Genomic DNA, 9,084 nt, shown 5'->3' with positions numbered 1-9,084 from the left:
CCTCGGTAGCTCAATGGTGGAGCACTCGGCTGTTAACCGATAGGTTGGAGGTTCGAGTCCTCTCCGAGGAGCCATTTTTTTAAAAAGAGTTATTAAAGAAGATATGTATGTCTTTTTTAATAACTCTTTTTTTTATTTTAAAAGGAATTTTTAAATTTATGTGGAATAATAAAAATATAAAGAAATTGTAAATTTATATTATAGTTGTTAATTATTTAAATAATTATAATTATATATTTAATTTATACAAGTACTTTAAAGGGATATATATAGAAAGTTATATAATAATTTTTATATAAAAAGAATATATTTAGGTATAATAAGTTTTAACATGTTTTATAAAAAAATATTAAAATACTATTTTAAGCACTTTTAGAAATCAAAAGAGTATAAAGTGAGTTTATATTTATCTTAATTTTTTAATTAAGAATTTTAACTTAAAATAATTTAGGTTAATTTATTTAGTTTTTGCATAAGGGATTTAATAAAGTTTAAGGTGTATATTACTTTATAGTCAATAGGAATATATGCAGACATTAAAAATTTACTAATACTAATTTTCTAGAAAGGTGGTGAATGCTACTTATATTTTGATATGTAAACATTATCAAAGTTGTAGCAGAAATTATGAAAGGGTATAAAATTGAGAATTTAAGAAATATAGGCATTATAGGACATAGTGATTCTGGTAAAACTGCTTTATCAGAAGCATTACTTTATTATACAAAAACTACAGATAGATTAGGTACTTGTGAAGAAGGAAATACTATAAGTGATTATGATAATGAAGAAAAGAAAAGAAAAATTTCATTATCACTATCTATTATTCCTTTTGAATATGATAAAGTTAAAGTTAATTTATTAGATACTCCTGGATATTTTGATTTTATTGGAGAACAAATAGAAGGAATAAAAGCTTCTGATTCAGCAATAATTACTGTCTGTGGCGTTACAGGAGTTCAAGTTGGAACTGAAAAGGCTTGGGACTGTTGTGAAAAAGAAAAGTTGCCTAGAGCTTTCTTTATAAATAAGTTAGATAGAGAGAATTCTGATTTTGATAAAGTTTTAGAAAATATAAGAGAAATTTTTGGAAGTAAGGCTATTGCAACTCAATATCCTATTGGAAAAGAAAAAAATTTCAAAGGTATTATAAATCTTATAACTAATGAAGCTTATGAATTAGATAGAAAGACTTATAAAATAAAAAAAATAGATATTCCTCAAGAACTTCAAGATAAAGTAGTTGAATATAGAACTTTTTTAATGGAAGCTGTTGCTGAGACTAATGAAGATTTATTAGATAAATATTTATCAGAGGGAGAATTAACAAAGGATGAAATATATAAAGGACTTTCTATAGGTTTTGAAGAAGGTGATATAGCACCAGTTATGTGTGGAAGTTCTTTAACTACCGTTGGAATGAATAGTTTACTAGAATCTATTAAAGGATATTTTCCTTCACCAGATAAAAGTAGAGTTAAGGTAGCTATAAATGATAAGAATGAAGATATGTTAGTTAAAGCAGATGAAAATATGCCATTTTCAGCTTTTATTTTTAAAACTATAGCAGACCCATTTGTAGGAAAGCTTTCAATTTTTAAAGTTCAAACAGGTGAATTAAAAAATGATAAAGTAATATTAAATTCTAAAAATAATAAAATAGAAAAGGTTAGTTCCTTATGTTTTTTAAGAGGGAAGAAACAGATTCCAACTGATAAAATAGGGACAGGTGATATAGGGGCTATTACAAAACTTCAATATACTTCTACAGGAGATACTTTATGCGAAAGTAATTTTAAAGTAATATATGAAGCCTTTGAGTTTCCTAAAGCTGTTATGACTATGGCTGTTTTACCAAAGAGTAAGGGAGATGAAGAAAAAATATCTCAAGGTCTTTCAAAGCTTTTAGAAGAAGACCCAACTTTTAAGGTTTCTAGAGATAAAGAGAATGCAGAAACTTTAATTTCAGGAATAGGTGAAACTCATATTGAAGTTTTAGCTAGTAAATTAAAAAATAAATTTGGAATTGATGTAATTTTAAATGAGCCTAAGGTTCCTTATAGAGAAACAATTAAAGGTATTTCAGATGTCCAAGGAAAGCATAAAAAGCAATCAGGAGGACATGGACAATATGGAGATGTAAAAATTAAATTTGAGCCTAGAAAAGATGGAGAAAGCGATTTAGAATTTGTAGATAAGGTTGTTGGAGGTGTTGTTCCTAGAAATTATATACCAGCTGTTGAAAAGGGCTTAAGAGATTGTCTAAAAAAAGGAGTTTTAGCTGGCTATCCAGTTATAGGCATTAAAGCAACCTTGCATGATGGTTCATATCATCCTGTAGATTCATCAGAAATGGCTTTTAAAGTTGCAGCCTCTTTAGCCTATAAGAAAGGAATTGAAAATGCTAAGCCTACATTATTAGAGCCTATAATGAAGGTTGAGGTAATAATTCCAGATGAATATATGGGTGATATAATAAGTGATATAAATAAAAAGAGAGGAAGAGTAATGGGCATGGAACCTTGTGAAGGTAAGGAGAAAGTTGTAGCTTATATTCCTTTAGCAGAGATGTTTAAATATGCTACAGACCTACGTTCAATTACACAAGGCAGAGGAAGTTTTGATATGGAGTTTGAAAAATATGAAGAGGTGCCTTCTACAGAGGTAGATAAAATAATCGAAGAGGCAAGAAAGATGAAGGAAGCTAAAGAAGCTTAATTAAATATTAAAGTACCATCTTAAAATAAAAAGATGGTACTTTTTATGTATACAAGGAAAAAAATGTGGTTAAATTATTATTATTGTAGGTATTATCACCTTGATTTAAGGAAATAATTTAGAAAAAAGTAAAAAATAGAATAAAACTTTTTATAATAGAATATAAATTGTATATAAAATATGAAATTTAAAACTTATCATATAAAACAGTTTTTTTATTTATAAAATTCTTTTATATATTAACTAAATGAGGTGTAATTAATGTGTAATTATAGAATGGATATAAAGGGGAAAATAGGTTTAAGTGATTATAGCAATATATTTGATTATATAAATATTGTTGGTGTTTATGATAGATTTATGATATACATGTATTCTTTAGATGAGGATAATATAGGAATTATTTGTTCAATGCTTAAAGATAATAATTTTAATATAAAAAATCAAGGATACGATAAGGATGGAATCTATTATATTAATGCAAAAAAAATAGGATAAACAAAAATAATAGTATTTTTTATATAAATAATTGTAAAAATATATAATTTAAAAATGGTAGAACTTTAAATATGTAAAGGTAAGTACATTTATGATATAATTTACTTTGTGTTAAATAAATTTATTAATAAGTTATAATTTTAGTTGTCATACAATAATACATTAATTTGACAAGGTGAGTTCTAAGAGTAATTTTATCAAGAAAACACTTATAGTTGAATTAAACCATAAGAACATGGGGGAGGATTTTTTAAATGAAGAATTACGTTGTTGGAATAGATCTAGGAGGAACAAAAATTAGCTGTGCTCTTGCTGATCTAGAAGGAAATGTTAAAGCTCAACATACAACTCCAACTAATGCTCATGAAGGGGAGCAAGCAGTTTTAGATAGAATAATTAGCTGTGTTGAAACTGTAATATGTGAAGGTAAAGTAACTATTGATGAAGTAGAAGCAATAGGAATTGGATCACCAGGACCTTTAGATTCTAGAACTGGTATAATAATAACTACTCCAAACTTACCTTTTAAAAACTTTGATTTAGTTTCACCATTAAAAGCTAAATTCGGTATTCCTGTTTACTTAGATAATGATGCTAATGTTGCAGCTATAGGAGAATTTATGCTAGGTGCTGGAAAAGGTACTGAAAATATGATTTATATAACTGTAAGTACTGGTGTAGGTGGAGGAGCAATCCTTAATGGTAAAATATACAGAGGAAGTACTTCAAATGCATTAGAAATTGGACATACAACTGTTGCACCAGGAACTGTTAGATGTAACTGTGGTAATATGGGATGTTTAGAAGCTGTATCTTCAGGAACAGCTATAGGAAAAAGAGGAAGAGAAGCTGTTGCTACAAATGTAGAAACAAGTTTAAAAAATTATGACAATGTAACTTCATATGAAGTTTTTGTTGAAGCTAATAAAGGCGATAGAGTTGCAAAATCAATAATAAGTGAAGCTTTAAATTACTTAGGAATTGGTGTCGCAAATGCAATAGCAACCTTTGACCCAGATATGGTTGTTATAGGTGGCGGTGTTTCAAAGGCTGGAGATGTTGTTTTTGAAACAGTTCAAGATGTTGTTAATGAAAGATGCTTTAAAGCAATGAGTGAACATTGCAAAATAGTACCTGCTGGATTAGGAACTGATGCAGGTGTTATAGGTGCTGTAGCCTTAGCTTTATTAGAGTGTAAATAATTAAAATTTATATAAATAAGTTAGAAGTTAAAAGCTTCTAACTTTATTTTTTATTTAAAAATAAGAAAATGGTTATATAAAATGTTATAAATTTATAAACAGAGAAAATAAAATAATTAAATACTAGAAAAAAAGTTTATTTTATGATAAAACTATATTGAAAATGGTAAATATAGGTCATAACCACATATTGTGATTTCTAATAGAGACATTATATATTTTTATATAATGTCTCTAAATTTCACTTAGAAAATATTTATAATTTTTTAGGAAAAATTATAAATAACTATTGCTAAACAATAATTATTATTATATAATAATAACATAAGGTTGATGAAGATACATCAATAATAAATAATGAAATTTTTAAATTGAAATATAAATTGAAATTAGATAAATTGTTTGTTTTGTAGGAGGAATAAATTATGAAAAAATTTGTTTGTACAGTATGTGGATATGTTTATGAAGGAGAAAAAGCACCAGAAAAATGCCCAGTATGTGGTGTTGGAGCTGATAAATTCGTAGAGCAAAGTGGAGAATTAACTTTTGCTGATGAGCACAGAATCGGTGTTGCTAAAGGTGTTGACGAAAGAGTAATTGAAGGATTACAAGCTAACTTCGTTGGAGAGTGTACAGAAGTAGGAATGTACTTAGCTATGTCAAGACAAGCTGATAGAGAAGGATTCCCAGAAGTTGCAGAAGCTTATCAAAGAATAGCTTTCGAAGAAGCAGAGCACGCTGCTAAATTTGCTGAAATGTTAGGAGAAGTTGTAGAAGCTGATACAAAGGCTAACTTACAAGCAAGAGTAAATGCAGAGCATGGAGCATGTCAAGGTAAGAAAGACTTAGCTACATTAGCAAAACAATTAAACTTAGATGCAATCCACGACACAGTACACGAAATGTGTAAAGACGAAGCTAGACACGGAAGAGCTTTCGAAGGATTATTAAACAGATACTTTAAATAAGATATAAATTACACGCTTTATAAATTATAAATTTAGTTACTTCCTTAAAAAAGAGATACCAGAAGGTATCTCTTTTTACTTATTATTAAAAACTTTTATTATAAAAATTTAAAGATAAGTTATATAATTATTTAAGGTACTATAATGTTTTAAGAGGAGTAGAAGGGAGAAGGTTTTTAAATGAAGATATACTTTACAAGACATGGAGAAACTTTATGGAATTTAGAACATAGATTTCAAGGATGGAAGGATTCAGAACTTACTGAAAATGGTGTTAAGAGAGCTGAACTTTTAGGAAATAGATTTAAGGATATTAAGGTAGATAAAATTTTTACAAGTCCTATTAAGAGAGCTAAAAGAACAGCATATTTAATAAAAGGTGATAAAGATATAGAGGTTGAAGAAGTTTATGGATTAAAGGAAATAAGCTTTGGAGAATGGGAAGGAATGACTACAGAAGAGATAAAAAGTAATGAAAAGTATGTAGATGAATTAGATAATTTATTTAATAGACCTTTTTCATATGAAAGTTTTGGAGGAGAAAATATAAAAGAGTTTACAGATAGACTTTTTAAGGCTGTTGATGACATAATAAAAGAAAATGAAGATAAGGACATATTAATAGTTACTCATGGTATGTGTGTAAGATACTTAATAGCATATTTTAAAAAGCAGTTTGAGGAAAAAGAAATCATATCACAACCCATATTTCATCAAGCAAGTTATAATGAAGTACAATGGGATGGGAAGAATTTTGAAATAATAGATTTAAATAATATAGACCATTATGAATAAAAATTTAAAAGTTGCACATATTATTATTGAAATTTGTGCTACAATCTTAAATTTTAAGCTTAGGATTATTTAATCTATTTTCTTCATTTTATTGGGAAGAAGATATTAAGCTTAAAATAAGATTTTTAAATATTGAGGTGCCATAAAAGAGCACCTCCTTAACTCTAGTATTAATAAGTCTTAAAAGAAAACTTAAATAACTTTTCCTTTGTATAATTAAGGAGAAGAAATTACACTTTAAATACTATTATAAAAGCACATTAAAATAGGGATATCTCTATCCCTATTTTTTTATTTTTCATTTTCGCATATTTTTAGTTTTATATTATTGTTTTTGAAAAATTCTATGTACTCTTCACTAGGGAGAGAATCAGTTATAATGTAATCTAAATCATTAAGTTCACAAAAAGTAATTAAGGATACATGGTCAAATTTTGAGCTATCAGCTAAAAGAAAAGCTTTAGCACTTCTAGAAATAGCTATTTTTTTAAGCTTAACTTCCTCTTTGTTAGAATTAGTTACTCCTCTTTTTATAGATATTCCATTACAGGATATGAAACATTTATTTATATTATAGTTTTTTAAGATATCTTGACTATTAAGTCCTACAAAGGATTTAGTTCTTCTATTTAAAATTCCAGATAAGCAAACTATGTTTAAGTTTTCTAGTTGAATTCCTTTACATAAAGCTATAACATTGTTTGTAAATATAGTTATGTCTTTCTTGTCCTTTAAAAAATCAATAATATTAACTACAGTTGTACCAGAATCTAAAAATATACTATCTCCATCTTCTATAAATTCAGAGGCTATTTTTCCTAGATTAATCTTAGCCTTGCTATTTATACTACTTCTTTCATCAAAGGAGCCAGGGCTTTTAATATCATTAGCCACAACCCCTCCATAAACTTTTTTTATAGTACCTTTATCAACTAAAACATTTAAATCTCTTCTTATAGTATTTTTAGATACATTAAAGACTTCACAGAGTTTATCAATAGATACTGTTTTATTGTTAATTATATAATCTTCTACTAGTTCTATTCTTTTTGAACGCATAAGAAATTTTGTTGCTCGTAAATTTTAAGTTTAATTAATTACTATAAATTTAATCTAAATAATATGAACTTTACAAGGTATACGAAGACCTTAGACTTATATTTTTATAGTATAAGCAATGGATTAATTCATATGTAAGTTAAAATATTATAAGGATTAAACTATATCTCTTACAGCGAATACCTACTGCAACAAGTCTTCATCTCCTTTCTTTTTGTTATATTTTGTTATTTAATTATAAATTAAATTTTTAATAAATGAAAGGATTAAGCTTATTTATTTGAGTAAATTTTGGTTATTTTATTAATACATTATGAGTATATTATAGAATTTGATATGACAATTCAGATTTTAAAGCAATTATTTTTTTATTTATATAAAAATAAAGTAGCTAAAAATTAGCTACTTTATTTGAAGAATATTAACTTTGAATATTAACTTTATTTATTTAAAAAACTAAATTATGTACTATATAGACTAAAAATTATTAGTTATTTTCTTTTTCTTGTTTAGCTTCTTCTTTTGCTTCCTTTTTAGCTTCTTTAGCTTGCTCTTTAGCTTCTTTTTTAGCTTCTCTTTCTTTTTCTTTTTCTTCTTTAGCTTCTTCTTTAGCAGCTTTTTTAGCTTCTTTTTCTTTTTCTTTTTCTTTTCTTTCTTCTTCTTTAGCTTCTTCTTTCATTTGCTTTTTTAATTCTTTAGCAAAATCTTTTTCATTTCTTCTTTCTTCTTTTTCACTTTCTTCTATTTCATCATTTACAAGTTTTCCTACGTTGTCTTTTAATTTTTCTTCTAATCTTTCTTCTTTTTTAAGTTCGTGCTTTATTTCCATTTCTTTGATTTTTTCTTTTAAGCTCATTGTATGATACCTCCAAAACAAAACATCTTATAAGTACATTATATAACAAAAAAATTATGATTTTATTTAAAATATTTAAAACTTTCTATAAGTACATTTAGTTTAATGTTAAAAAATTTTTAATAATTACATAAAAAAATCTATGTCTTTGGACATAGATTTTAAGAAAATTTTAAAGGGTAGTGAGTTATGTTAAATTTTATGGCTTGATATATAAATATCCTTCTGATTGTTTTTCAGCAAGTTCAAGTATTCCAGCTGGAACTACTCTACAGAAAGAAAATAATTCATCTTTTGCTATATTGAACTTATCAAGAGAGTTGTTACATACTGCAAAAACTACTCCTTGTTCAGCTTTATCAATAATTTGATCTAAAAGATGAGTATTTCTAGCGATTAATTCTGTTAACTGAAAAACTGCCATAGAATTTGCTAGCACTTCTAATTCGTACTTTTTATTATTTTCTTTAGCGTTGTTTAATATATTTTTTAAATTTTCCAAGACCATAGGCCATTTATTTGGTTCATCAATATGAAATATAATTTTCAAACTAATCACTTCCAAAATCACATTAATTATTTTAAGATGTTATATCATATTAAATTTTATTTAAAGTTGTTGATGTTAGCTCTTTGTTCTATAACCACTTACAGAAGTGTACTACTTCTTAGTAAATAGATTGTTTTAGTCTAAATTTACTAAGCGAATTTAAACAATACTTTGAACAAAATTTATAACATCAACAACCTTGTCTTTAATATATTACTTTAATAAAAAATAATCAAATTAACTAAAAAATAATATTTTTAAAATTAAAGGATTATTTTAATAATTTTTATATTTATATTAAAATTAAATTTCTACTTTTCAATAAATTGTATTTAAAACTTAAATATGTGTATTTTTAGTATAATTGACAAAAAGCAATGAAAATTGTACTTTATTGAGTTTTATTTCTATAAAGGTTTTAAAAGTCCTATAAAATTA

General features: G+C 26.0%; 8 protein-coding genes. 5 read left to right on the top strand and 3 right to left on the bottom strand.

Annotated elements, in window-relative coordinates; translation table 11 throughout:
* Window positions 1-627: 627 nt before the first annotated feature.
* The 5 genes from fusA (at window position 628) to AC4FQV_RS10080 (ending at window position 6,181) form a co-directional block, all read left to right on the top strand.
* On the top strand, window positions 628-2,718 hold the full coding sequence (fusA, locus tag AC4FQV_RS10100) for an elongation factor G (protein ID WP_491165430.1): 2,091 nt from the start codon (window positions 628-630) through the stop codon (window positions 2,716-2,718).
* Between the two features lie 261 nt (window positions 2,719-2,979).
* The gene (locus AC4FQV_RS10095; RefSeq protein WP_491140250.1) at window positions 2,980-3,216 is read left to right on the top strand and encodes a hypothetical protein; all 237 of its coding nucleotides are present in this window, start codon (window positions 2,980-2,982) and stop codon (window positions 3,214-3,216) included.
* A gap of 254 nt (window positions 3,217-3,470) precedes the next feature.
* Window positions 3,471-4,418, top strand: a complete 948-nt coding sequence (locus AC4FQV_RS10090) for an ROK family protein (RefSeq protein ID WP_491140248.1) — start codon at window positions 3,471-3,473, stop codon at window positions 4,416-4,418.
* A gap of 425 nt (window positions 4,419-4,843) precedes the next feature.
* Complete coding sequence (locus AC4FQV_RS10085) at window positions 4,844-5,386, top strand: NADH peroxidase (protein ID WP_491140247.1); 543 nt, start codon at window positions 4,844-4,846, stop codon at window positions 5,384-5,386.
* A gap of 180 nt (window positions 5,387-5,566) precedes the next feature.
* A complete protein-coding gene (locus AC4FQV_RS10080; protein ID WP_491140245.1) occupies window positions 5,567-6,181 on the top strand; it encodes a histidine phosphatase family protein in 615 nt (204 codons plus the stop codon).
* Between the two features lie 291 nt (window positions 6,182-6,472).
* Here the strand turns inward: AC4FQV_RS10080 and AC4FQV_RS10075 are convergent, their stop codons facing one another.
* The 3 genes from AC4FQV_RS10075 to AC4FQV_RS10065 form a co-directional block, all read right to left on the bottom strand.
* Entirely contained in the window at window positions 6,473-7,240 is a 768-nt protein-coding gene (locus tag AC4FQV_RS10075; protein ID WP_491140244.1) for a DeoR/GlpR family DNA-binding transcription regulator, read from the bottom strand.
* Between the two features lie 487 nt (window positions 7,241-7,727).
* Entirely contained in the window at window positions 7,728-8,096 is a 369-nt protein-coding gene (locus AC4FQV_RS10070; protein WP_491140243.1) for a hypothetical protein, read from the bottom strand.
* 199 nt (window positions 8,097-8,295) lie between these two features.
* Window positions 8,296-8,655: a DsrE family protein gene (locus AC4FQV_RS10065; protein ID WP_491140242.1), complete on the bottom strand. Its 360-nt coding sequence runs from the start codon at window positions 8,653-8,655 to the stop codon at window positions 8,296-8,298.
* Between the last annotated feature and the right edge of the window lie 429 nt (window positions 8,656-9,084).

The sequence above is a fragment of the Clostridium sp. TJA038 genome (assembly GCF_058310255.1).
The sequence above is the reverse complement of the archived record's forward strand: the minus strand, read 5'-3'. Positions and strand labels throughout refer to the sequence as shown.